The 24,112-nt window shown below is 59.5% G+C and carries 19 protein-coding genes and 1 pseudogene; 7 read left to right on the forward strand and 13 right to left on the reverse strand.

Annotated features, from left to right (window positions below; translation table 11 throughout):
• The 8 genes from AC1DZU_RS21835 to AC1DZU_RS21870 all read right to left on the reverse strand — a co-directional run.
• On the reverse strand, window positions 1-1,131 hold a 1,131-nt coding region (locus tag AC1DZU_RS21835; protein ID WP_477288228.1), incomplete at its 3' end, for an adenosylmethionine--8-amino-7-oxononanoate transaminase.
• Entirely contained in the window at window positions 1,131-1,766 is a 636-nt protein-coding gene (gene bioD, locus AC1DZU_RS21840; protein ID WP_477288230.1) for a dethiobiotin synthase, read from the reverse strand. The genes bioD and AC1DZU_RS21835, both read right to left, overlap by 1 nt.
• Entirely contained in the window at window positions 1,763-2,902 is a 1,140-nt protein-coding gene (locus AC1DZU_RS21845; RefSeq protein WP_477288232.1) for an 8-amino-7-oxononanoate synthase, read from the reverse strand. The genes bioD and AC1DZU_RS21845 overlap by 4 nt, the downstream gene beginning before the upstream one ends.
• Complete coding sequence (gene bioB / locus AC1DZU_RS21850; protein ID WP_477288234.1) at window positions 2,899-3,873, reverse strand: biotin synthase BioB; 975 nt, start codon at window positions 3,871-3,873, stop codon at window positions 2,899-2,901. The genes AC1DZU_RS21845 and bioB overlap by 4 nt, the downstream gene beginning before the upstream one ends.
• Before the next feature lie 127 nt (window positions 3,874-4,000).
• On the reverse strand, window positions 4,001-4,855 hold the full coding sequence (gene nadC, locus AC1DZU_RS21855; protein WP_477288236.1) for a carboxylating nicotinate-nucleotide diphosphorylase: 855 nt from the start codon (window positions 4,853-4,855) through the stop codon (window positions 4,001-4,003).
• Entirely contained in the window at window positions 4,855-6,396 is a 1,542-nt protein-coding gene (locus AC1DZU_RS21860) for an L-aspartate oxidase (protein WP_477288238.1), read from the reverse strand. Before AC1DZU_RS21860 ends, nadC begins: the two co-directional genes overlap by 1 nt.
• The gene (gene nadA, locus AC1DZU_RS21865) at window positions 6,393-7,355 is read right to left on the reverse strand and encodes a quinolinate synthase NadA (RefSeq protein WP_477288240.1); all 963 of its coding nucleotides are present in this window, start codon (window positions 7,353-7,355) and stop codon (window positions 6,393-6,395) included. The genes AC1DZU_RS21860 and nadA overlap by 4 nt, the downstream gene beginning before the upstream one ends.
• A gap of 68 nt (window positions 7,356-7,423) precedes the next feature.
• Window positions 7,424-8,374, reverse strand: coding sequence for an NUDIX hydrolase (locus AC1DZU_RS21870; protein WP_477288458.1), 951 nt, complete (start codon window positions 8,372-8,374; stop codon window positions 7,424-7,426).
• A 131-nt stretch (window positions 8,375-8,505) separates the two neighbouring features.
• On the opposite strand from AC1DZU_RS21870, the pseudogene AC1DZU_RS21875 reads away from it, so the two are divergent.
• A pseudogene (locus AC1DZU_RS21875) lies at window positions 8,506-8,881 on the forward strand (alpha/beta hydrolase); the annotation flags it as partial.
• Between the two features lie 145 nt (window positions 8,882-9,026).
• Here the strand turns inward: AC1DZU_RS21875 and AC1DZU_RS21880 are convergent.
• Window positions 9,027-9,728 carry a hypothetical protein gene (locus AC1DZU_RS21880; protein WP_477288242.1) on the reverse strand — a complete coding sequence of 234 codons (702 nt, stop codon included), beginning with the start codon at window positions 9,726-9,728 and terminating at the stop codon, window positions 9,027-9,029.
• A 538-nt stretch (window positions 9,729-10,266) separates the two neighbouring features.
• On the opposite strand from AC1DZU_RS21880, the gene AC1DZU_RS21885 reads away from it, so the two are divergent.
• Window positions 10,267-11,058, forward strand: a complete 792-nt coding sequence (locus AC1DZU_RS21885; protein ID WP_477288244.1) for a class I SAM-dependent methyltransferase — start codon at window positions 10,267-10,269, stop codon at window positions 11,056-11,058.
• A 59-nt stretch (window positions 11,059-11,117) separates the two neighbouring features.
• Here the strand turns inward: AC1DZU_RS21885 and AC1DZU_RS21890 are convergent, their stop codons facing one another.
• The gene (locus tag AC1DZU_RS21890) at window positions 11,118-11,807 is read right to left on the reverse strand and encodes a class I SAM-dependent methyltransferase (RefSeq protein ID WP_477288460.1); all 690 of its coding nucleotides are present in this window, start codon (window positions 11,805-11,807) and stop codon (window positions 11,118-11,120) included.
• Between the two features lie 454 nt (window positions 11,808-12,261).
• Between AC1DZU_RS21890 and AC1DZU_RS21895 the strand changes: the two genes are divergently transcribed.
• Both AC1DZU_RS21895 and AC1DZU_RS21900 read left to right on the forward strand, forming a co-directional pair.
• The gene (locus AC1DZU_RS21895) at window positions 12,262-13,698 is read left to right on the forward strand and encodes an MBOAT family O-acyltransferase (RefSeq protein WP_477288246.1); all 1,437 of its coding nucleotides are present in this window, start codon (window positions 12,262-12,264) and stop codon (window positions 13,696-13,698) included.
• A gap of 2 nt (window positions 13,699-13,700) precedes the next feature.
• Window positions 13,701-15,209, forward strand: a complete 1,509-nt coding sequence (locus tag AC1DZU_RS21900) for an alginate O-acetyltransferase AlgX-related protein (protein ID WP_477288248.1) — start codon at window positions 13,701-13,703, stop codon at window positions 15,207-15,209.
• 60 nt (window positions 15,210-15,269) lie between these two features.
• Here AC1DZU_RS21900 and AC1DZU_RS21905 read toward each other — a convergent pair whose 3' ends face one another.
• The 3 genes from AC1DZU_RS21905 to AC1DZU_RS21915 are packed head-to-tail and all read right to left on the reverse strand — an operon-like array spanning window position 15,270 to window position 20,690.
• Window positions 15,270-18,056 carry a rhamnan synthesis F family protein gene (locus AC1DZU_RS21905; protein ID WP_477288250.1) on the reverse strand — a complete coding sequence of 929 codons (2,787 nt, stop codon included), beginning with the start codon at window positions 18,054-18,056 and terminating at the stop codon, window positions 15,270-15,272.
• Between the two features lie 17 nt (window positions 18,057-18,073).
• Complete coding sequence (locus AC1DZU_RS21910) at window positions 18,074-19,654, reverse strand: class I SAM-dependent methyltransferase (protein WP_477288252.1); 1,581 nt, start codon at window positions 19,652-19,654, stop codon at window positions 18,074-18,076.
• Between the two features lie 28 nt (window positions 19,655-19,682).
• A complete protein-coding gene (locus tag AC1DZU_RS21915) occupies window positions 19,683-20,690 on the reverse strand; it encodes an NAD-dependent epimerase/dehydratase family protein (protein WP_477288254.1) in 1,008 nt (335 codons plus the stop codon).
• Between the two features lie 364 nt (window positions 20,691-21,054).
• Between AC1DZU_RS21915 and AC1DZU_RS21920 the strand changes: the two genes are divergently transcribed.
• The 3 genes from AC1DZU_RS21920 to AC1DZU_RS21930 all read left to right on the forward strand — a co-directional run bounded on the left by AC1DZU_RS21920 (window position 21,055) and on the right by AC1DZU_RS21930 (window position 23,900).
• A complete protein-coding gene (locus AC1DZU_RS21920) occupies window positions 21,055-21,849 on the forward strand; it encodes a class I SAM-dependent methyltransferase (protein ID WP_477288256.1) in 795 nt (264 codons plus the stop codon).
• Between the two features lie 11 nt (window positions 21,850-21,860).
• The gene (locus AC1DZU_RS21925; RefSeq protein ID WP_477288258.1) at window positions 21,861-23,021 is read left to right on the forward strand and encodes an acyltransferase family protein; all 1,161 of its coding nucleotides are present in this window, start codon (window positions 21,861-21,863) and stop codon (window positions 23,019-23,021) included.
• A 324-nt stretch (window positions 23,022-23,345) separates the two neighbouring features.
• Window positions 23,346-23,900 carry an Lcl domain-containing protein gene (locus AC1DZU_RS21930; RefSeq protein ID WP_477288260.1) on the forward strand — a complete coding sequence of 185 codons (555 nt, stop codon included), beginning with the start codon at window positions 23,346-23,348 and terminating at the stop codon, window positions 23,898-23,900.
• Window positions 23,901-24,112 lie beyond the last annotated feature (212 nt).

The raw sequence follows: 24,112 nt of genomic DNA on the forward strand, positions 1-24,112 counted from the left end.
GAGGAAAAAAGCGCGCAGTTTTGGCCCGATCTCGGCCAGATAGCCGGCTGAGCCGGCGTGCAGATCGAGGGCCGCGATCGTGCCGGTCACCCGACTGTCGGTGAAGTTGGCATTGTCGCGAAAGCGCTGAAGCCCGGCGGCCTGCATCCTGCTCAAGGCCGCGATCCGCTCGGCCACTGGTTCGTCGCGCCAGATCTCGACATTGGCGAGCGCTGCCGCGCAGGCAATCGGATTGGCGGTGTATGAGCTCGAATGAAAGAAGGTTTTCTTACGGTCTTCGGAATAATGGGCCTGGAAGATGGCATCGGTGGCGAGCGTGGCGGCTAGCGGGATGGCACCGCCGGTCAAGCCCTTCGAGGTGCACAGGATATCCGGAGAGATCGCGGCCTGCTCGCAGGCGAACATGGTTCCGGTTCGTCCCCAACCGGTCATCACTTCGTCGGCGATCAGCAGCGTGCCGGAGGCTTCGGCAATCTTCTTCAATTCGGCCAGAACCGAGGCCGGATACATCAGCATACCGCCGGCGCCAAGCACCAGCGGCTCGACGATCAGCGCGGCGGCGTGCCGGTCGCGGCTGACGGCCTCGAACCGATCCAGCGTCTCCTGCTCTCGCCCGGCGGCCGGGAAGGGGATGGTATCGACCTCGAACAGCAACGGCTCGTAGGCAGCGTTGAACACACCGCGGGCGCCGACGCTCATCGTGCCGATGGTGTCGCCATGATAGCTGTGCTCCATGACGACTATGCGCGAGCGCGGTGCGCCGATGTTGCCGAAAAAGCCGAGCGCCATCTTCAGCGCGACCTCGACAGAGGTCGAGCCGCTGTCGGAGTAGAACACCCAGTCAAGGCCGGCCGGAGCGAGGCCGACAAGCGCCTTGGCGAGGCGCTCGGCCGGCTCGTGGGTGAAGCCGGCGAAGATGATCTGGTCGAGGCTCGCCGCGGTCGTTTCGATGGCCTTCATGATATGGGGATGGCGGTGGCCGTGGGTGACGACCCACCAGGAGGAAATGGCATCCAGGATGCGCGTGCCGTCGGCCTTGTGAAGGTAGGCGCCGTCCGTCCGGACGATTTCAGGGATCGTCGGTTCGAGCGCGTGCTGAGTGAACGGATGCCACACACGGGACTGTGACATCATTCGCCTCCAGCGATAGCAGCGAGGTCGAAGCCGGCAACCATCGCTTCCCTCAGCGTTTCACTCGTCAGCGGATCGATGTGCGGCAGTCTGCCAAGCTGGCGCACGCCGCTGAACTCCACGATTGTTCGCTGCGTATCGGCCACCTCATCGCCGATGAAGGCAATGCCGATGAGCGGGATGGAACGGGCCCTGAGCGCTTCGATCGACAGCAGGGTGTGGTTGATCGTGCCGAGCGTGGTACGGGCGCACAGGATGACCGGCATCCGCCACTGAGCGAATATGTCGATGAACTTTGTGCGCCGGTTGAGCGGCACCATCAGTCCCCCGGCACCTTCGATGACGATCGGACCCGGCAAATCCGGAAGCGAGAGCTCTGCGACGTCTATCGCGACGCCGTCGAGTTCGGCTGAACGATGCGGCGACAGCGGCTCGTTCAAGCGGTAGACTTCCGGCAGCACGCGCCCCGGCGGAAGGCCGGCAAGCCGTTCCACAGCCTCGCTATCGGTTTCGCCGTCGAGGCCCGACTGCACCGGCTTCCAGTAGAAGCCGTCGAGCAGGCCGGCCAATCCCGCCGAAAACACCGTCTTGCCGATGCCGGTATCCGTTCCGGTGATGACAATGCGCTTGGTCATGCCGAGGCCAACACCTCGACCAGCGCCTCGACCATGGCCGAAATGTCGGCTTCGCCGACGTTGAGCGTCAGCGAAATGCGCAGCCGCGACGTGCCCTCGGGCACGGTCGGCGGACGAATGCCGCGTATGTCGAAACCGCGCTCCTGCAGCGCCGCCGCCACCGCCATGGTGCGCCTGACGTCGCCGATGACAAAGGGCTGGATCTGCGAGTCGCTGGGTTTCACGCCGCAGCGCTCGGCCAATTGGCGGCCCGCGAAGGCAACGCGCTCCTGCAGTTGGACACGGCGCTGGGGCTCATCGGACAGCATGGCAATCGCTTCGCGCACTGCCACTGCCATCAGCGGCGATGGCGCGGTGGAATAGATGAATGGCCGGCAGCGGTTGACGAGATAGTCGCACAGCAGTCCCGGCCCGGTGACGAGCGCGCCGGACGCGCCGAGCGCCTTGCCGCATGTGTGAAGTGCGACGATGTTGTCGCGACCCTCGAATGCGGCGGCCAGCCCCCGGCCGTCCGGTCCCCAGATGCCGGTGGCATGCGCTTCATCGACGACGATGAATGCCTCGTGCCGATCGGCAAGCGCGACCAGGCTTTCCAGCGGCGCGCGGTCGCCGTCCATGCTGTAGAGGCTTTCGACCACGATCCAGACCCGCCCGATACCACCTTCGGCGCGCCAGCGCGTGATCGCATCCTCGAAAGCATCGACGTCGTTGTGCGCTGCGAGCTTGAATTCGGCGCGGCCAGCGCGGGCCCCCTCATGCATGCTGGCATGAGCGAGTTCGTCGAGGACCAAAAGGTCGCCCTTCTGCGGCAGGGCGGTCAGCAAAGCGAAGTTGGCGATGTAGCCGCTGCCGAAGAACAGCGCGCGTTCAGCTCCGAAGAACGCGGCAGCGTCTGCCTCCAGGGCCTCGTGTTCCGGCGCATTGCCGCGCAACAGCCGCGATCCGGTCGCGCCGACCGGCGTGCCCTGCGCGATCGCCGCCGCAACCGCGTCGCCTAGCCTTCTCGAAGCGGCAAGCCCGAGATAGTCGTTCGACGAGAAATCGAGGCCGGCGCGCGGCGACAGTGTCCGCAACCGGTCCTTGCGCGCCAGCCCCTGCAAGGTCGCGTCATAGCGGGCAAGCGGTACCCCGCTCATTGCGCCTCGAGGTCCATCGGCTCGATGCCGAGACGCCGGAACAGAAGGCTGTCCTTGTCCTCACCGGGATTGTCCGCCGTCAGCAGCGTGTCGCCGACGAAGATCGAGTTGGCGCCGGCAAAGAAGCATAGCGCCTGCATCTCGTCGGTCATGGCGGTGCGGCCGGCTGAAAGCCGGACATGCGATTTCGGCATCATGATGCGCGCCAGTGCGATCACGCGCACGAATTCGATCGGCTCGATCGGCCTGGCTTCGGCAAGCGGGGTGCCGGCGATCGGGATAAGCATGTTGATCGGAACGCTTTCCGGATGTTCCGGCAGATTGGCCAGCGTCACCAGCATGTCGATCCGGTCCACCGGCTCTTCACCCATGCCGACAATGCCGCCGCAGCAGACCTTGATGCCGGATTGGCGGACAAGCTCGAGCGTTTCGAGCCGGTCGGCAAAGCTGCGCGTGCTGATGATCTCGCTGTAGTAGCGTTCCGACGTATCGATGTTGTGGTTGTAATAATCGAGACCAGCCTGTTTCAGGCGAGCGGTCTGCTCAAGATCGAGCATGCCGAGCGTCATGCAGGTCTCCATGCCCAGCGCCTTGACGCCTTCGACCATCGCTACGACCGCATCCATGTCGCGCGCCTTGGGGTTTCGCCACGCGGCACCCATGCAATAGCGGGTGGCGCCGGCGTCGCGCGCCTTGGTCGCCTCGGCGATGACGCGCCTGACCTCCATCAGCTTCGACGCCTTCAGGCCGGTTTCGTGATGCGCCGACTGACTGCAATAGCCGCAATCCTCCGGGCATCCGCCTGTCTTGATGCTGAGAAGCCGGCTGAGCTGGACCTTGTTCGGATCGAAATTCTGACGGTGAACGGTTTGTGCCTGAAACAACAGGTCATTGAAAGGCGCGTCATGCAGCGCCCGAGCCTCTTCCAGGGTCCACTTCCGGCCGCCGTCGAAGGATTGTGCTTCAGACATGGTCTTTTCCGAAATCGCTGCGTGCATTTCCATCCTGTTCCTTGCGTTGTGGCGACATGGGCGCCTTCAAACTGGCGGACCGCGTCGAGAGGAGCTGGGTCGAATGTAGATGGTCAGGTTCTCACCATCAAAGCTCACGGTAATCGAGACCGATATCGAGGATCGGCGCACTGTGAGTCAACCAGCCAATGGAAATCAGATCGACACCGGTTGCGGCAACGGCTGGCGCAATCGCGGCGGTGATCCTGCCAGACGCCTCGGTGATCGTCCGGCCGGCAACCAGTACCACCGCCTGGCGAAGCTCGTCGACCGACATATTGTCGAGCAGCACCGCGTCGGGAGAGAGCGCCAGAACCTCTTCCAGCTGGGCCAGCGTATCGACCTCGACTTCGATCTTGACGAGATGGCCCACGCTGCCTCGCACGCGTTCTATTGCGGGGCGAATTCCGCCGGCGATGGCGATGTGGTTGTCCTTGATCAGGATCGCGTCGTCGAGGCCGAAGCGGTGATTGGACCCGCCACCGGCACGCACGGCGTATTTTTCGACAGCTCGCAAGCCGGGTGTCGTTTTGCGGGTGCAGACGATCTTTGCGCCGTGCCCGCGAACCGCCGCGACGACCGATGCCGTCGCGGTGGCGATGCCGCTCAGGTGACAGAGGAAATTGAGCGCCGTCCGTTCCGCGGTAAGAATGGCCCGGGCCGGCCCGCTCACCGATGCAATGATCTCGTCGGCCTCGACTTCGCTGCCGTCCGCATAATGTATGGTCACGTCGACGCTCTGGTCGATGAGCCGGAAGGCGAGCATGGCCAGATCGAGCCCGGCGACGGTCCCGGCCTGGCGCGCTGTCAGCGCGGTTATCGCATGATGGTCTTTCGGTATGACGGCATCCGAGGTCACGTCGCCAGCCCTGCCGAGATCTTCGAGAAGAGCTGCCCGCACCAGAGGCTCGAGCATGATTGCGGGGAGTGGCGAGAGGCTCATCACGAGACGCTTTCCAGAGTTGGGGAGGATGTGAGTTCCCGCGCCGCGGCAATGGCCGCGTCGAGCGTGATTTGGGAGCGGCGGGCGAGAGCCGCATGATGCGGAAAGTCGGTCCGGAAATGAGCCCCTCGGCTTTCCCGGCGCTGCAAGGCGGCAGCCGCGATCATCAGCCCGACGGCCGCAGGATCGGACGCCATGTCGCGCCGCTGCAACAGCAGCAACAAGGCCCTTACGGCCTCCTCCAACCCTTCGCCATCCCGTATGACGCCGAGGGCTCGGGACAGGAGAGGACGCACGGGCCTTGGATCGGGGGCGAACAGGCGAGGTGCCATCGCTGGCTTTCCGCCATCTCCGGGCGAACCGGCAACACTCTCGGCGACCCAGCGCGCGCAGACGACGGCCTCGATCAACGAATTGCTGGCCAGCCTGTTGGCGCCGTGGAGCTTGGTCGAGGCGACTTCGCCGCAAGCCCAAAGTCCCGGAACTGATGTGCGCCCGGCCAGATCCACTGCCACACCACCCATGTGATAGTGCTGCGCCGGCCGGATGGGAATGGGATCACGCGTCGGATCGATGCCCGCCTTGCCGCAGGCCGATGCGATCGTCGGGAACTGCCGCCCGAATGCCGGGCCGGGCTTTTCCCGCACATCGAGAAAGACCCGATGGCCATCGGCAAGATGCTTCCAGACGGCGCGCGCCACGATGTCGCGTGGTGCGAGTTCCGCCCCGGGCACGCCATCGAGGAAACGTCGGCCTGTCTCGTCGACGATCATCGCGCCTTCGCCGCGAACCGCCTCGCTGATCAGCGGCATCGGACGGCAGGGCCCGTCAAGCACCGTCGGGTGGAACTGGATGAATTCGAGGTCGGCAAAAATTGCACCGGCGCGTGCGGCGAGTGCCAGGCCTTGTCCGCAACTGCCGAGCGGGTTTGTCGTGTCGTGGAACAGGCCGCCGATCCCGCCTGTGGCGAGAACGACCCGTCCTGTGGCGACGAACACCGGGCCTGTCGAACACCTTGCCAGCACGCCAGCGATCCTGCCATCCTCCACGACCAGCCGGCGCGCTTCGATGCCCTCGACGACTACAATCGACGGCGTGGAGCCCACGGCGGCGGCAAGGGCGCGCATAATCTCGCGACCGCTGCCGTCACCCCCGGCATGAACGATGCGCCGCCGGCCATGCGCGGCTTCCAGCCCGAGACGTAGCGCGCCTTCGGGTATCCGATCGAAGCGAACTCCAAGGCGCGACAGATCCTCGATCGCGGCCGGCGCCGCGTACACGATGCGCCTTGCTGCTTCCGCATCGCAAAGGCCGTCGCCTGCGGCGAGCGTATCGGAAAGATGGAGCGCCGGTTCATCATCGTCGCCCAGGCTGGCGGCAAGTCCACCCTGCGCCCACGCACTCGACGCATCCGCGCCAAGCGGCGATCTCGACAGCAGAAGCACCGGTTCGGGCGCCAAGTGCAGCGCGGTCATCAACCCGGCTATGCCACCGCCAATGATCACCGGCCGGCCGCCGAGATCGCGGACGTCCATGCTCATACCGCCAGCATCCGCTCGACGGCCAGCCGCGCCCGCCCGGCAATCTCGGGTGCGATGGTTACGACATGGCGGTTCTGCTCGAGTGCCGCACGGATGTTGGCGAGCGTTATCCGCTTCATGTGCGGGCACAAATTGCAGGGCCGGATGAACTCGACCTCTGGGTGGTCGACCGCGACATTGTCGCTCATCGAGCACTCTGTCATCAAAACGACGCGGGGCGGTTTTTGCCGCCCGACATAGTCTGACATCGCAGCGGTCGAGCCGGAAAAATCGGCCTCGGCCACCACCTCGGGCGGACACTCGGGATGCGCGAGCACCGTCACGCCGGGATGGTCCTCGCGCAACTGGCGGATATCGGCTGGCGTGAAGCGCTCATGGACCTCGCAATGCCCTTTCCAGGCGATAATCTGCACCTCGGTCTGGGCCGCGATGTTCTGGGCCAGATATTCGTCCGGCAGCATGATCACCCGGGGAACACCCAGCGACTCCACGACGGCCTTCGCATTGCCGGAGGTACAGCAGATATCGGACTCGGCTTTCACTTCGGCCGATGTGTTGACGTAGGTGACGACCGGTACGCCGGGATAGCGCTGCCGAAGCAGGCGAATGTCTTCGGCGGTAATCGAGTCCGCCAGCGAACAGCCTGCGCGCAAATCAGGAATGAGCACCGTCTTTTGCGGATTGAGCAGCTTCGCCGTCTCGGCCATGAAATGCACGCCGGCGAGCACGATGATATCCGCTTCGACCGTCATCGCCTTGCGGGCAAGTGCCAGGCTGTCGCCGACGATGTCGGCGACGCAGTGGAAGATTTCCGGTGTTTGATAATTGTGCGCCAGGATGACGGCGTTTCGCTGCCGCTTCAGATCGAGAATGGCCTCGATATCATCGGCGAATACCGGCCATTCGATGGCCGGAATGACCGTCCGTACTCGATCGTACAGCGTGGAACTCAGCGTCATTTGTGTCCCTCACATATGCTCGTTTTGAGTATATATAGGGCATATGCTTATATGGAGTATAAGGGATGTCAAGCACGCGAAAGTGGCAATTTCGTCCCGGCGACTGCCCGCTCGGCCAGCACGCCGTGCCGGAAGCGAAACAACTTGGCCGGTCGGCCGCCAGTGTCGGTTGTTGATGCGCCAGTCTCTTCGACAAGTTCCTGCTGCTCCACCAACCGCCTGAAATTCTGCTTGTGGACGAGCCGGCCGGCCAGTGCTTCGACGCTGCGCTGGAGTTGCAGGAGCGTGAAGACCGACGGCATGAGTTCGAAAACGACAGGACGATATTTGATCTTGGCGCGCAACCTTGCGATGCCTGTGGCCAGAATACGGCGGTGATCGGCCGCCATTGCCAGTCCGAAGGCCGATAGCGTGCCGTTTTCCCCTCGCTGGTGATGCGCTTCCCCGACAAGACCCGCTTCGTAGAGCAATTCGTAGCGTTGCAGCACCAACTCCTCGTTCCATGAATGTTCATCGAGACCGAAGGCAATCGCGGTTCGTTGCCGGCGATCGAGACGCACTTGATGATCGTCCGCGGCATCCGCCCATGCCTTCAGGCGCGGAACGATCACGTCCGGTAATGTAGAGGGAACACCCGCACGATGATCTTCCCAAGGGAAATAGTCGTACCAGTTGCGCCAGGCGGCTTTGTCGGCAGGTGCAGCCTGCTCCTCCCGGGTCAAGGCGAGATAGCTGATGGAAACCACGCGTTGCGCGCTCCCGTTTGCTGTCCTGTCGCGATCGGCGAAAGTGTAGAGCTGCTCGATATAGCCCAACGGGTGGCGTGTCTGCTGTTCGACCCAATCCCTAAGGCCCGACTGCAGGGAACGATGTCCAAGTTCGAATGGGCCGGAAGGCAAGGATTGACCACGCTCGATGGTCATGACGCGCGGGTGACCAATCGTCACCGCGACCAACACCGCAATCAGTTCCGCCGCGATAGAATGCTGTTGGCCGCTTTTTGCGGGCTGCCTCACAATGTCTTCCGCCTCATTTTTGCGTAGTCCTCGATCAGGGTGCGCTGGCAATTGTCTGCCCTACGGCCAAGGGTTGATTCTGAGCGTGAACCGGGCCGTGGCGGCAGTCAACGTTTCAACCCAGGCGTATTCAGCGCCTGATCTGGGAACTCGCCTCGCCCGCAATGAAAGTTCGACGACGCCACTTTCGCGCGGTCGGCAACAGCTTTCGACAATCCCGATCATGTCGCGATCACGATCCACAGTTACCGTTGGCGGCTTGGGCTAGCAGAGGGCGAAGCACAGTACGATGACCTGGAGAAGCGGCTCGCCGCGGCTCCCGTGATCGGTGTCCCCACGATTACGCTCGAGGGTGACGCCAATGGGGCGCCTCATCCGGACCCAAGCGCGTACGCCAAGATGTTTTCGGGCAAATACGAGCACCGATTAATCAAGGGAGGCATCGGCCACAACCTTCCCCAGGAAGCACCACAGGCCTTTGTCGACGCTGTTGTCGCTGTCGCCGCATAAGTGATTTGCACCCTGCGTGACAACGTCCGAGGCAATTGGCACCTTCGGCTCTCGCGGAACGCCGATGTGCGCATTCGAGCGCCTGACAGCAAGCGTCTGTGAGAAATCCGAGTATCAATGGAAGGCAAAGAAGCTCGACCGAATTTCAAGTCGATGTCTCGAGATGCCCAATGCCAGCGCCTTCCCGCTCTGCCAGTTTGATGATTTCGGCGAATCTGGCGTCGTCGATCTGTCCGGCCATGCACACGCCGTCCGTATGCCATCCGGGCCGCGACATTTCCTCGAATTCAGGATCCCGCAGCCGGTCGGCCAGCCTGCGATTGCAAACGAGATAGGCGTCTTCAAACTGCTTTGCGACATATGCCGGCAACCCGAACGGCGGCCCTGGCAGGTGTCGTTGAAGAGCCAAAAGCGCTTCTGACATCGGTGGCAGACCCCGCTCGTTGAGCATTCGCGCAACCTCGGTCATTTCGGCGTTAAGGCTCCGGTTGGCATGAATTTCCTGCACCTGATCGATCGTTTCGATGCAAATACCCAGCCGCACCTTGAACGCGCTCAGCAGCGAACGCGGGCTATAGTTGATCATCCGCATGGCGGCATCGGGAAATGCGCCGGTCCAGCTCTCGTAGAGGCAATTCCAGTCGAGATGGGGAAGATATTCGGCGCCGTCTACAATATCGCTGCGCCCGAGCGACTTGATGTCTTGCGCGTAGCCGCTAGCTGACAGGATGTCCTGCCGCCTCAGGACACAGACGATCGTGACGACGTCCACATTCTCCTGCCTGAAATATTCCGCCACATGCAGCGGCTCGCAGATATGAAAGTATTCTGACGATATGATCGACACCAGATCGGGCTCGGACGAGAACAGCGTCTCCTTCTCGTCAGGAAGGTTGGCGAGACCCCTGATATCGTCCATGGCGCGCCGAGACACGTCCTGGACCAGGCTTGCGGCGACTTGATGCGAGGCCATGTCAGGAGCGACGTAAAAGCCGGCCGGTCGCAGGACAACACTGTTGTATCGGAGCCAGTTCTGCAGGAACGTGGTTCCAGTCTTGGCGAGGCCGATATGAAGGATTGCCCTAGGCATGAATGCCAGCTCTATGGAGGACTTGTTCACTCTTCCTACGCCTAGTCGGCCCGGTTGAGCAACGGTCCACTCTGCCTGTCCGTTCTCGCGCTACGCTTTGACCGATAAGCGATTTCCGCAGCGCTCGGATGCCCCGAACTCGCCGTGACGCAAATTCGTGTCGGAGCTCCTCCACGCCAAGCATGCGGGCACAAACGCGACCTAAAAGCAGGCTGCAGATTGTTTAATTGTCTCCAGATTGTAAGTTGGCGGCAGGCGGCTTGTGGGTTGGCGGCGGACGGCTCAGAGAGAATCGATGTCAGATATCGATATTGCCAGCATACTGGCAGAGCATGAACCACTCGCCCGGTCGATCGCCGAAGCGAAAAAGGTCGCCTATGAGATCAGCAAGGATGACATGCTGCTCGATTTCTTCGTCCGGGCCGTGTTTCCGACAGATCACCGCAAAGCGATCGAAGCCTATTTCACAGGGGGAGAAGATTGCGCCAAGCGCTTCGCCAACCTTTGCCGCGAACACCTTTCATCTGGTCCATCCAGCGTCCTTGAGTTCGCGTCGGGTTATGGGCGCGTCGCGCGCTACGCGATGCATGTTCTGCCGGATGCAGCATGGGTTTCCAGCGACGTTCACCCTAATGCCGTCGAATTCCTATCAAACAAGATCGGCGTTAGGGCACACCTCTCGTCCACAAAACCGGAGGACTGGAGCATCGACGACGAGTTTGATGTTGTCTTCGCCCTATCGTTTTTTTCGCACATGCCAGACGCCACCTTCGCGCCTTGGCTTTCTCGCGTTTTCACGGCGGTGAAGCCGGGGGGCATCTTTGTTTTCACAACGCACGGAGCCGTCACTCTCCGAAATATGAGAGCCGGGGGGGTGTCTGCGCAATTTGATGACACCGGATTTTATTGGAACTCGAAGAGCGACCAGCGCGATCTGGACGCTCGCGACTATGGAACAAGCGCCGTTTCCCTCGGTTATGTTCAAAAAGCAGTGTCCGACATCGAAGGGGCCGAGTTGATCCGCTTCCAGCAGGCGTTTTGGTGGGCGCACCAAGACCTTTATGTCGTCCGCAAGCTCGATCAATAAGCTGCCGTACAAACGGGATGTCTCATGAGGAAAATGACTATACGAACTTAGAAGTAATACTACGCAGTGAATAGTTTTTTACGAGCAGTTATTGCCGTGGCGTCTGGATATGAAACCGTATTTACGTTGACCGATGTGAAGCCGGCTCGAATTGGAAATGTCCAAGCGTCGGCCCCAAACTCGGTGTGCACCATGAAGTCATACCCCCCTTGGTTCGAATCCCCATGGTAACTTGGCGGAAGCCCCTCTCTGTCGCGCGTCAAACGACCGACAATCGTTGGGACAGTATAACACAAGCATCCATCATCTGAGAGAACACGCCCGCATTCCCTCAGAGCTTCAATCGGAAATGGCACGTGTTCCAGCGTATCGGAATGAACGACGAGATCAAACTGATCGTCCTCATAGGGCATGGACTGCATATCTACCGAGGGGTAGTCGGCACGGGTATACAGTGGGAGAACCGAAAGTGTCGCAGACAATGACGAGCCGTTGATATCGAGAATGCGGAGACGGCGCGCTTCACTTGTATTGACAAACTCGACCAAAGTGTTGGGGGTAGAGACGGCTTCGCGAATTGCGTTGGCTAAGGCAATCCCCCTTAGATTTGAGCCGCATTGCGTGCATTGCGTGCCTTGCTGACGGTCGATATAGGCAACCTCGGCCGACGATAAATTCCACTCAGCGATCAGTCGAGGCCAAAGAACTTTGCTGTCCCGAAACTCATCATTCCCGCAAACTGTGCACACCAACAAAGGGATCCTCCATAAGGCACGGACTCAGGGCATTCGCACACAGGGCGAGACGAATAATAGTAGCAGTTCGCCACTGGACCAGGCTATCGCCATCATGCACAGCGTGGTTTCGAAACTCTCCAATTGCCTGAGGTGTGGTTCATGCCGCGGGGATAGGTGTAGGTGGTGACGGTGCCCGCGGCATCCGTGCTGTCGAATCCAATGGTGCTTCGGCACGAAATCGCCATGCACCACGCCGGCAAATCAATTATTTTCTTGCTGCGGTGGACCTGATTCCGCCCAGCTTGGGTTATCGCGAGACAACTCCCAAGCGGCGCCGGCCAACTTGCCGAACTCAATTCACAGATAGCCCGTTGTCACTGGGAAGCGCGGCGCTGGTTCGGGAAGGAATCCAGGCCAAGTCTTGCGTATTGACTCCATTCCGTCCATTTGCGATCCGGAAGGACAAGTGGGCGAAACCGATCGGCGCACAATGGTATTTTCCGACCAGGCATTTCTCTTCCTTTACCTGCCGATCACACTCTTGCTAGGTTCGCTCCTGAGTCGAACGAGATTGTTCTCGCCATTTATCTTTATATCAAGCCTGATATTCTTCTACTGGTCTTCTGGCCTTTACGTTCTGCTGCTGCTCTTCAGCATTGTGCTGAATTTCGCGGGCGCGCTCGCGGTGGAGCGCTGGCATCACAAACTAGTGGTCACCGCCGTCGTCACACTGAACGTGTTGGTCCTCTGTTATTACAAGTATACGGCCTTCCTTCTTGGCTCCGTCGGTTTCTTCGGGTCCGAGAGTTTGCAACACTTCGCGCAAACCATCATTCTCCCGATTGGGATCTCGTTTTTCACGTTCCAGGGCATCTCCTATGTGATCGACGTATGGCGTGGCGAGGTGAAGGCTGAGCGCAACTTGGTGGTGTTTGGCGCTTACAAAGCTTTCTTCCCGCAGCTGATTGCCGGCCCGATCGTACGGTATCGGGACGTCGAGAAGGACTTCCACCATCCTGATCTCAATGCCGATATCTTTGCCGCCGGGGCCGGTCGGTTCATGGTCGGCCTTTGCAAGAAGGTCCTTATCGCGGACAGCGTCGCGGGCGTCGCAGACGCGTCCTTTGCTCTGGCCGGCGCCGAGCAAACCTTTGCCTCTGCCTGGCTCGGGGCAATCGCCTATGCGATCCAGATCTATTTCGACTTTTCTGGCTATTCGGACATGGCGATCGGCCTCGCTATGATGTTCGGAATCCGATTCAAGGAGAACTTCAACCACCCCTACGCCGCGTCTACGATCACCGAGTTTTGGCGTCGCTGGCACATGTCGCTGTCGAGCTGGTTTCGTGACTACCTCTATATCCCCCTGGGGGGAAACAGGATGGGCCCGGTGCGAACTTACGCAAACCTGATGATCGTGTTCCTTGCGACCGGGATATGGCATGGGGCGGCATGGACGTTCGTCCTGTGGGGCGCATACCACGGAACCTTTCTCATAGCGGAACGCCTGATCCTTGCAGGAAGGGCGTTTTCGTCTCAGGTCGTTCGGATGATCTATTTCTTTCCCGTCGTGATTTTCGGATGGGTCCTGTTCCGCGCAAACGACCTGTCAGTCTTCGCCAGCCATGTACGCGCCATGCTGTCGCCGCTGGCACGCGGGGCGTTCGGGTTGCCCGGGTCGATGGACCTCGCGCTTTCGCCTCAGAGCAAAGTCGCTATGCTGTTGGCGTGCCTCCTCATCGTCATCCAGGGGCAGGTCAGCCCCTTGGGTGTGGTCGTAGCCGGGGCAGCGGGCAGTGCCGCGCGCTTCGCCCGGCTTGTCTTCGTCAGCGTCGCAGCAGTCATCTGCGCGATCTACATTGTACCTCAGGCCTTCTCGCCGTTCCTCTATTTCAGGTTCTGAGTATGAAATTGGCGAATCTCGCAACCATCGGAGCCTTCGCAGTCTTTCTCGCTGCGCCCGTCGGCAGCCTCGTAACGATGGGACTCGACCCGGCCGCCGAAGGAGCGATCACCTTGACCGAACTAACGTCGGCAAAACTGCTGACGTTAGTTGACGAGAAGTACCGGAACGACGTAGCCAGAAGGCTTGTCAGCAGTTCTCCTGTCGGAATGGACGCCATCCGCGCGAAGAATGCCCTGGATGTTAAGGTGTTCGGCTTCGTCAATACATCCCAAGTCATCTCTGGCGTGGATGGATGGCTGTTTTACAAGCCTGGGTTCCAGAACGGCGCATGTATGTCAGAGCACGATATTGGCGTCATGCTGGCGCATGTTGAAGCGTTGCGAATGATAGCGAAGGGGATCGGCATAGACTTTCGTATGTCGGTCTCGCCAGACAAGGAGGTTGTGTATCCCGAGAAACTCGGGCCTGCCGCTGCGTCCGCTGCCGGCTGTAAGATCCTTTCATCGCGTTTGTGGCGCCGCATCGCAAAGACCAGCAAATCGAGCATAATAGACCATTTCGATGTGATGGGTCACGACGTAGCCGATGACCTGCTCTACTTCAGAACGGATACCCACTGGAACGAGCTTGGGAAACTCAAAGCCGTCAGGCAACTCGTCTTCGAGTTGACCGGCAGAAAAGTGGATGGCCCGATCCTCGCAAGCGGCCAAATCATGCACGACACCGACATGCCGAACAGGCTGCTGAGAATCGACCACGAGGAAGCCGAAGAAACTTATGACGACTACGCATCTCGAACATTTACGGATGATAGCGATCAAAAGATTCCAGATACATTTATACTTCACGACTCATTTTATCGCGTAAGCTATGATTTGATAAAGCGCGTCTTCCTGAACCCTCTTTTTGTATCCTACGGGAGCAAGAATATCGAAGTGGAAGTCCCCAATGCATTGGCGAAGTCCCCGAAGCATGTCCTGGTGAACTTAGTCGAGCGGAACATGCTGTCCCGAATTCTCCACGGCGAGTTGTCCTGGACAGGGGTGTTCGGCAAAGCGCTTATGGACGCCAACGCAAAGGCCGCTGGCGGGTGCAGAATGTCGGACGTTGCGGAAGATGGGCTGAAATTCGAGAACCTGAGCAAACAGTCATCGGGCGATCTCACTGCAGGGGTCGATCCCCAAATCCTCGTACGATTGGCAGAGCATGGCAGGCCTTGCGTGCGGATCTCGTTCGAAACTGCTGTAAGACAGAACACCTACGTCTATTTGCCGATCAAAGACCAGGTCAATCAGAACGGACCATACTTCGAGGGGTTCTCGTTGATGCTCACGGACGCGCCGGGGGCGCGCGACTTCTGGCTTGTTTTGCCGGAGGATTTTGCCGGCATGACGTTGAGGGTTGATCCGATCTACTCCACCGGAACGCTATCCCACCTCAAAATACAAACCGGGGCACTCCCCTCATTCTCAGAGCAGGCTCATCAACCAGTAGCGATGGGGCGATGACGCAGTCCGCCCGTTGAACACCCTCGATGAAGGCATTTTCTGCTGCCAGCTCAATTCCTGTTACCAACTCGTGCGGGGCGCGCGCAAACCAGCAGTATCGAATCCGGCCTTGCGCGCAACAAACGGCATCAAGCGCTCGATCGCATGGAGGACGGTGCCGTCATAAGGAACGGGCTCCGATGGGTAATCATTCCAATCGAGACCCAGTTCGCGTAGCGGAAGCAACACGCTTGGACGGCACCAGAACATGGTTCCCAGCGGGAAATCGAAAAAGTCCGCCAGCGGCGTGGCGATGCCCATCCGTCTCGCCAAGTCTTCAGCGATTTTCCTGTTGTCGTTCCAACCGACGAGGTGTGGATCCTCGGCCATCAAAAGACCTATCGCCGGTTTCGATGCGAAGACCTCGGCAGCGAGATCGAGCATCGCGTGTTCGCCACCAACCAGGTTCTCCCAAAGGAAGTGGCGCCATGCCTCCCCCATAGCCGCGTCCGTGCCCACGCTCCTCTTGGCGTGCACATGACCAATCAGGTCGTAGCGGCCATCAAGCAGCCGTGGCAGGAATTCAGTAAGAAGCGGTCCGACATCGCGCCCCCTGTTGGGAACGATTACCATTTCAACGGAACCGTGGTGGTCGTCAAACACCGCTCGAAGATGTCTGGCTTTGGCGTCGGTGTCCGTGGACAGGAACAGATCGCAGCGCGTGCGGTTGCGCTTGAGCCGGAAGGCCAGATCATCAGCCAGATCTTCATAGTAAAAATGGGCATGAAGGGCCACACGCTGCTCCAACGGCCGGTCAGTGCCGTTGACAGGATTGAAAACGTCCCGGGACCAGGGGCCGGCGGGGCGCCCGGCGCGGAGCCAATGGGCTAGGGGATAAGCCTTTCCCGGTCCGCACTCGTCTGGATTGGCTTGCGCATAGCTTTGCGGATTGAAGCCTGCACAAGGACGACGGAACTGTGGATTGGCTGTCGAATCGGCCGAAAGGCCCATGATGCTCCATTGCTGGAGCGTGCGCCGCCCGGCTTCCAACTCGGCAATTGGCGCGGTACCTGGAGGAAGAACCATTTCGAGATCGACAGCAGCGGCTGCGATCAGGGTGGCAAGATCCTCGTCATGAAGTGCTGCCGCGGATGTTTTGCCCCACTCGTCGATTTGTTGAACATAGGCACTCATGTTGTAGACCGCATGTCCTACTCGCGCCACTTCCGCTCCCAAGGCCTTTGCCTTGTCGCGGTCGTCTGCCAGCCCGCACAAGATGACAGCTGCGGCATGGGTATCGAGGTGAGGTGCAATGAGAGGACGTGTTGCAGCGTCGGCCGCTAAGATTTCCGCCGTTCCACAGGCTCCCTGGAAGCACACGGTCGGTATCCCGCGCACAACCGTATCGATGGCCACGTTTGGCTGCGGATCAAGGCGGGAACTGAGAAAGAAGGCGTCTGCAACGGCATATGCGGGCTCCAAATCCGATACCGGATCAAGCATCACCAAGCTATCTCCCAGATCCGACTGGGCTATCTGGTAGGCGAGATACGCGGAGTAGCCACTGTCATTCTCCGGATCGTACCCATCACCGATCCAGACAAATCGAAAGCGAACATCCGGTCGCAGCCGTTTCGCTATGGCAGCTGCGCTTATGAAAAGATCAACGCCTTTACGAATGTGCACCATGCCGGCGCCGAGCACTAGAAAGGAAGCCTCCTCACCCTCGGGCCGCAAACGAAGCAGGAACTCGTCTTCTTTTTTGTCAGCCGGCTCATCGGCTGAGGACACTGGCGGCGGATCACTGCGCCCCTGAGCCATGATATGAATTCCGGGGCGCCTTTCGAAGCCGGGAAAGGCATCGTACGAAGACTGCGCAACGATCTCGGCAGGAAATACGACATGCTGCGCCCAGTCATAAACGTTACGCATCTTGGCTACGGGGCGCGTGTAGGCGGCAAACTCATGCACCAAAGCAACGCTCGGCACTCCACAAGACGCCAAGGCAGGCACCATGATCTGCGTTTCTATGCTGTTGGCGATGGCATAAAGCGGCCTGAATTCCTCGGTGATCCGCTTGGCCAGCCGGGCCGCATCCACCCAGTTCCAGTCCTCCCATGTCAACGGACCGACGGACGAGGCGGCAACGGCGATGAAGTCGCTTTCCAGTTCTCCACCGCGCATCATCAGGGAAACCACCGTTGCGCTTTTCGCGAGTTCCCGGGCTAGGTTCCAGCCCAACATAGGCGCGCCGGTTCTCGAAACCTCATGCGAAATCAGAAGCACAACCGGCTTTTCCGACTGCGGCAAGGGCGAAAACTCTAGCCTATCGACGACAGAAACTCCTCGGCGACCTTCGCGCCTGCCATCGTGCTGGTAATGCAGTAATGGCGACATCCCGGCGCTCACGACATCAGGATAACGCTCCCTATAATAGGCCGAATCAAAAAGAGGCGATGCGCGCCAGCCCATCGGCTCACCGACCACTGCATAGTGCAACGCTGGGTCCATACCGGCGGGCAAACGGTCAGCGTAAAATTCAGCATCGAAGCACGGCGACCGTCGGAAGGCTGCAGCAAGTTCCTCGGCTTCGTGTTTGTTCGCGGGCAGCGGTTCCCCGAGAGCCGAAAGTTCTAGCCAGACATAAGCAGGCGGCTTGAACATCCCTGCCGTCTCGTAGAAGGGACGCAAGAAATCGCCGTTGAATCGCGCATTTGGCTCCAATCCAATCCGCCAGCCAATTTCGGCATAGTGCCCCACTGGATCCCGCAGTTCCGGCCGGTTAAGGGAGGAACGATAATAGTCGGCATCTACGAACCCGGTCATTTCCAGCATAGCGACGAATTCACGGCGAATTTCATCAGCCATTACGCTCTCGCGGCTATTCATTGTGTGCGTCCCGGTCCAAGAACACGATTGCGGACAAAGGCGCGGAGCGGGCGAGGAAAGAGCCGTGACGCGCCAAGTATCCCAAAGCGTTTCAAAATGGCCTCGAGGCGGCTGCGCAGGCCCAAGTAGCGTTGCTCCCATTCGGCGGCCTTGCGCTCCAACTCCGCAATCCTGGCTTCGCATTCAGCATTTCGCTGTCGCAGTTCTTTGGTCTCGGCATCTTGTCTAAGACGCGATTCCGTGAGGAGGCTTGCGTGGCTCCGGAAAGACGTTCTCAACACGTCTCGCTGCACAGCTGCCGCAGCGAGTTCGGAGCGTACTTGCGCCAACTCGAACCGCAGCCGCTCGAGTTCAGCCCAGCGTGCCGACGCCGAAGACTGAATTTCGGTTGCCGTCGCATCAAAGGTCCCGGTGGGGTGCTGCTTGTCCTTAAGAGGTGCGAAGGTGCCCAGCGGCCCCTCAATGTCAACACGGCTTCCCGATTGAACCGAGGCCAGAGCGGCTTCCGCTTTTTCGGCCCGTTCGACTTGAGCTTTGATGGTTTCACTAGCCGTTTCAATTTCGCGGCGGAAACCGGAAGCCAGCAATTCCGTCTGCTCCATGTGACTGCGGAGCTCTGCGCTAGCGGCATGGCTTCCAGACTGAGCCAATGCCAATGCGGCTTCCGCTTTTTCGGCCCGTTCGATTTGAGCTTTGATGGTTTCACTGGCCGTTTCAATTTCGCGGCGGAGCCCGGAAGCCAGCAACTCCGTTTGCTCCATGTGATTGCGAAGCTCCGCGTGAGCGGCAGCGCCACTTTCTGCTCGCGCCAGGATTTCACCGATCTCGCTTGTTTCGATGAACAACGAATTAGGAATAGTCGGAAGTTCTGATTGGGACGCAATCGCAATATTGTAAGGCGGTCGAGGCAAGCCATGACTGACCTCGTAGTGCGTCTCTCCTCGTCGCTCGAACGTTAGCGTTCTCGATATTCCGGCCTCGTCATCCGCGATAAGCGTTGATCCGAGCAGCGGTCTTTGAAGGAGTATCAAGACGTGGCGGAACGCCCCCTTCAGCAGGGCCTCGAACTCCACACGCGAGAGCTCGTGCACATGATAGGGATTGGCAGGGCTTCCGAGTGGGGAATAGACATCTCGTTCAGGCGACGAAAGGATGAGAAAACCGGTTGGCCGCAAAACGCGCTGAACCTCTGCGATAAACAGATCATGCTCAAAAAAATGCTCTAGCGTTTCGAACGACACGACCACGTCGGCACTCGCATTTTCCAACGGCAACTTGCGAGCGTCTCCTTGCTGATAGCGAAGGTTGGGAGCGACATAGCCCCGCTGGGCGTGCGCTACCGCCTCCTCGGACAACTCGATACCGACAACCGATCGCGCGACCTGGGCCAGAAGAGCGGAGCCGTAGCCTTCGCCTGAAGCGACATCGACAACATCAAGGTCGCGGCAAAGAGCCCGGGCAAGAAAATAGCGATGAAGGTGCTCGATCTCCACCTGACCCGCCGTAGCGGTTGTCAGCCGTTCGCCGGTCCACTCAAGTGCTTGCCGCGGCAGGACCCGTTCGAATATTTCTCCCATTTGAGTGTCGCCAATTCCTCTCGCTGGTCTAGTGTGCGGAGCCACCTGCCGCTGACCTGTCACGATGCACTACGCTACCACCAAGATCGGCGAGTGTTTGGCTCAAGCCTTCAGAAAATGAGAGAGTAGGTCGCCACCCCAGCGCCTCCCGAATGAGCGAGATATCGAGCACGCTTACTGGAACATCGAATTTTCGTCCGCGCTCATAGCGGACGTCCAATCTTTGGGAGAGTTTTGCTTCAAGTTCCGCAATGACACCGTTAAGGCTGACGCCTTCACCACTGCCGATGTTGAAAACCTGATGGCCGTCGAGCGGTGCTGCGCGTGCCAGTGCAACCAACCCTGCTGCGGCATCGGAGATGTGGATGAAATCACGTACGACTTCGCCATTTCCCCAGACGACTATAGGCCGTTGCGACAATGCGTGGTGCAGGAACGTCGTTACAACACCCTGGCCTCTTGCCAAATTCTGCCCCGCTCCAAAAGGATTAGCCAGACGCGCGACACGACAATCGAGTCCGTAGAGAGCTCGATAGGTACCCAGATACAGTTCAACAGCGGCTTTGCCAGCGCCGTAGGCGGTAATCGGGTTTAAACGGTGGTCTTCATGCACCGGAACGCGCAGCAGTTTGCCATAAACCGTACCGCCGGACGAAGCGAAGATCAGCCTTGGCGCCTCCGCGCCTTTTTTCCGAAGCGCATCCAGCAAACCCAGCGTCGGCACGACATTGGTCGACAAATCAAGGGTGGGATCGTTGTTGGCGGTGGCAGGGACGGATGACCATGCATAATGGTGAATGACGGTGATCCCGTCGATCAAGCTATCCCATTGCGCGTTGGCAAGGTCGAAACTGCGCCATGCGACTCGCTCGTCAAGTGCAGGGGTAAATGTCGGCTTCGAAAGTGAGCGCCCGGCTAAAACGACCTCACACCCGCTTTGCACCAGGATTGCAGCAACGTGTCGGCCAATGAAGCCGCTTCCACCAAGAATCAGATGTCGTTCGACGATGTCCGATTTTTCTGTTTTGGATGACATCCGGATATGCTCGGCCGCTCCCGAATACGGTTAACTGCGGTTGAGGAATCAGAATAGCGAACCGCAATTCCCACGTAGGTCCGTACTCTGACTTCGCGAGTGCGTCAAAGCTTATCGGGTTGACGGAAAGGATGTGTTGCTATTGCGCTCAGCATTTGTTCGGCTGTGCCGTAGATGACGACTTTCGCCGCCTACCAGCCAGAGCATGCGCCGGGGCGGAAGCGTCGGATTAAGTGCATCGCCCGCACCGCCCTCGCGGGCAGGTTGTTCATGGTTTACTTGTTCATAATTTACTAATCTAGATGCCAGGTGTTTCGCGTGCTATGCCGTCAGCGGTTATGGAGAGCGGCGATTTCGCGCCAAAATGCAAAACCTGGACCGACAGGACCATACTGCTTTCAGCGGTTTCGCTGCGACACTGCATGAAATGGTGTCGCTGAACCTCCATGAGAGCGACGGGATGTTTCATGGGAACGGCCGGCACTATCTAACGTGTGGGGGATCAGCGCTGAACGTTATCGCGGCGGCGGTAAGCCTGGCTGGAATAGAGCCAAAAGAAATCCTCGATTTCGGGGCTGGTGCCGGACGCGTCACCCGTTGGCTGCGGGCCGCGTACGCGGACGCCGAGATTTCGGCGACAGACAAGCACTCTGAGGATCTCGAATTCTGTGCACGCGAGTTTGGTGCGCGGACGTGGCTGTCTGGCACCGATGTCGACGGCCTCGACGCTCCCTCGCGCTACGACGTGATCTGGGTCGGCTCGGTTCTGACGCACCTGTCCGCGAACATATCCGAGCGTCTGGTCAGGAAGCTGCTCTCATGGCTGCGACCGGACGGCGTCCTTATCGTCAGCCTGCATGGGCGTTTTGTCCATTTCCGGGGCCCTCAGTTCAACTACTATGGCGTCGCCTCTGGGTGGGAGGAAATCGAGAGGCAGTATCTTGCAGAAGGCTATGGCTACGCCGACTATCCTGGTCAGGACGCATATGGGATCTCGCTCTCGAAGCCAAGTTGGGCCAGTTCGCTGGCGGAACGGCTAGAGGGCACTCGCCTTGTCCTGATGAGTGAACGAGCGTGGGATAACCATCATGATATTCTCGCACTGCAAAATCGACCGGTGACCGCGCCGCTGTCCGTTCGAACCAGCCAGGCAAGTTGATGCGAGCGAGTATGGGCGGACAAATACATCCGAAGGCGTTGATCTTTCCGCTCACTGGACTGCGGTTCTTCGCCGCTTTTGCCATTGTACTCCATCACATCCAGGGGAGTTTCGGTGTATCGCCCACTGCGTTTCAAGGCTGGAACCTCGCCAATGGCGTCACCGTCTTCTTTGTCTTGTCAGGGTTCGTACTGACCTATTCCTATCCTGCTCTCAATAAGCCGGGCGAAACACGTCAGTTCTATATCGGCAGAATTGCCAGGATTTTGCCAGCTCATCTGGTGACATTGCTGGCGGCAGTCGCGCTAGGCGTGCCATTCGCGGCTCCGTATTTCCTCGCAAATGCCTTGTTGCTGCAAAGCTGGATTCCGACCGGCGATTACTTTTTCAGCTACAATGCGGTCAGCTGGAGCATCTCAACCGAGATGAGTTTTTATCTCGTTTTCCCATTTCTGATCCGCAATTTCGAATCGACATGGCCTTGGAAACTCGCCGCATGCTTTGTCGCCTCTTCGGCGATGGGTCTCCTTGCCTGGCAACTCGGACTGCCTTTTTACAGTGGCGGAAAAGATGCCGTCATCCAGGGCATCGTGATGGTCAACCCGGTCGCAAGGGTCTTCGAATTCTGCCTCGGCATGACGGCGGCGTTGCTGTGGACGCGCTTCCGCGACCGTCTTGCCCATCTTCGCTTTGGCACATGGGCCGCGATCGAGTTGATCGGCGTCCTGCTGCTGATTTGGGGATCCGGCTGGATCAACGCGATCCTGCAGCCCTTCATGCGCTCGGGTGCTATGCAGTATTGGACGGCCCAGACACTTTCCCCTGTCGTGCCGGCGGCCTTGCTGCTCATTATTCTCGCATCGAGCACCGGGCCGTTGGCGAAGGTGCTCGCCTGCCGCCCCGTGAGGTTCCTTGGCGAGATTTCGTTCGCCATTTACCTGACACACCAACTCGTCATCAGGTTTTTTGTCATGCACCCACAGATCTTGGAAGGGGTGTCGCAGCGGACGGCGATTGGGGTCTTTCTGATTACGGTTCTCGCCGCATCAACCGCACTGCATCTGGCCGAGGTTCCAGCCAGAAGGATGATTGTGGGATTGTTCGGTCGCACCCTAAGGACGAACGCCGTGACCGTCGACGACCATTCTTTGATCAACCAGAGCCAAACTTAGAGTAAGTTTGCCTTGTCATCGTGACCATGATGCCGACGAGATCTTCGTCACTCTGCCTGGCACTTCACGTTGAAGGGCTGATGGATTATCGGCAGAGAAATCGATCCGATCAGATTATTGATTTTTCGTAATTGGTTTGGGGTAGTGGCTGCGCCGTTGTTCGTTGTGATTTAATTTAAATTAGTAGCCAGCGGGCTGATATCTACCTGAAAAGTTGACGCATCGGGAAGTGATAGGACTTTCCATTGTTCGCCGCTTCAAGTATACTTATCCGGTTGCCATATCGAACGCCCGTCATGATGCCAAACCAGCGAGGAGGAAGGCATGTTTCGGATAGCGTCTCTTGCGACTTTCAACGCTGCGCTTGCCCTTTTCGCCATGGTGTCAGTGCCGCCATCCCAGGCCGAACCATGTGGCACCGTCCACAAACTGACCCGCCAGCCGCTGAGTGACCAGAATTTCTGGCTGCTCGCTGAGCATGAGGGCAAGGCCTTTGTCGACCAGCGCACATGCCTTGTCGCCAGGCTGGACAGGCTTGATCAGCCGCTCACGCTGAGCGATGCGATGGGGCACTGTGCTACCCTCGGACAAGGCGGTCCGAACGGCGACATGGGCTGGCAGCTTCCGACGATGGCGGAACTGACCAGTCTCGATTCGGCGGACTGGCCAAGGCAGCACGACGCGTTCGCGGAATACAAGCTGCCACCGCTCGAGCGCAGCGAAACCGATTATTGGACCCGCACTGAATGGCCCGGGGCGGCAGGCTCCTTCGCGGTCGTCACGTTCAGCGCACGTACGACTGTGGTGCATCCGCTTGAAGCGACCAAGAAGGCCGGGGTATGGTGCGTCTTCGGGGTGCCGGCCACAGGCGTGGAGTAGACACTCTTACGCCAAGTCTCCCTCGGGCAACCAAGTCTCCTTCAGGCATCAGACAATCGCCGCGGCGGCGCACGCAACGGGCGGCTGGCGCTCGACACCCAAATCATGACGGAGCTCAGCTTTCGCGATGTGACGCCTGGCTGCTCAGCAGCCAGGCCGCGGGACAGAGCGGCGGTCTGGCTTGCCTTCACCGGCGCGGCCATTGTGCCTGC

Source organism: Mesorhizobium sp. P2_A12, assembly GCF_056405075.1.